This window comes from Mucilaginibacter pankratovii, from assembly GCF_014773265.1.
GTDB classification, from domain to species: Bacteria; Bacteroidota; Bacteroidia; order Sphingobacteriales; family Sphingobacteriaceae; genus Mucilaginibacter; species Mucilaginibacter pankratovii.
Window position 1 is genome coordinate 1 of record NZ_JACWMY010000032.1, and the last position, 1,198, is coordinate 1,198.

The window sequence follows — 1,198 nt, forward strand, 5'->3', positions numbered from 1 at the left end:
GTATAGAAGAAAGTAAGAAAGGGTACACGGGGGATGCCTTGGCTCTCAGAGGCGATGAAAGACGTGATAAGCTGCGATAAGCCGCGGGGATCAGCAAATATGAATTGATCCGCGGATTTCTGAATGGGGAAACCTAACTATTTGAAGAATAGTTGCATAAATGCGCAAACCTGCTGAACTGAAACATCTAAGTAAGCAGAGGAAGAGAAAATAATAATGATTTCCTGAGTAGTGGCGAGCGAAAGGGAAGAAGCCCAAACCTATTATGTTACGGCATAGTAGGGGTTGTAGGACCACAACATGAATATCAAACAAAACCGGAACGGGGTGGGAAACCCGGCCATAGAGCATGAGAGCTGCGTACGGGTAATGGATGATAGGATAGTGGTATCCTGAGTACCGCGAGGTCGGAGACGCCTTGTGGGAATCTGCCGGCACCATCCGGTAAGGCTAAATACTCCTGAGAGACCGATAGTGAACCAGTACCGTGAGGGAAAGGTGAAAAGAACCCCGAACAGGGGAGTGAAATAGAACCTGAAACCGTGTACTTACAAGCGGTCGGAGCCCACAAGTTGGGTGACGGCGTGCCTTTTGCATAATGAGCCTACGAGTTACTCCTCTCTGGCAAGGTTAAGTGTTTAAGACACGGATCCGAAGCGAAAGCGAGTCTGAATAGGGCGTATAGTCAGAGGGGGTAGACGCGAAACCTTGTGATCTACCCATGGACAGGTTGAAGGTGCCGTAACAGGTACTGGAGGACCGAACCGATAAACGTTGAAAAGTTTCCGGATGATCTGTGGGTAGGGGTGAAAGGCTAATCAAACTGGGAAATAGCTCGTACTCCCCGAAATGTTTTTAGGAACAGCGTGATGGTAAAGTTATATAGAGGTAGAGCTACTAATTGGGTGCGGGGGAGTCAAATCCTACCAAATCCAGATAAACTCCGAATGCTATATAATATACATTGCAGTGAGGCTATGGGTGCTAAGGTCCATGGCCGAGAGGGAAAGAACCCAGACCATCAGCTAAGGTCCCCAAATTAACGCTAAGTTGAACTAACGAGGTCCGATTGCACAGACAGCTAGGATGTTGGCTTGGAAGCAGCCATTCATTTAAAGAGTGCGTAACAGCTCACTAGTCGAGCGATCGGGCATGGATAATAAACGGGCATTAAGCGTTATACCGAAGCTATGGATTA

1 rRNA gene is annotated in these 1,198 nt (G+C 47.7%); it reads left to right on the top strand.

The features are described from left to right. Positions 1-6: 6 nt before the first annotated feature. A 23S ribosomal RNA gene (locus tag IDJ77_RS27505) occupies positions 7-1,198 on the top strand; the annotation flags it as partial.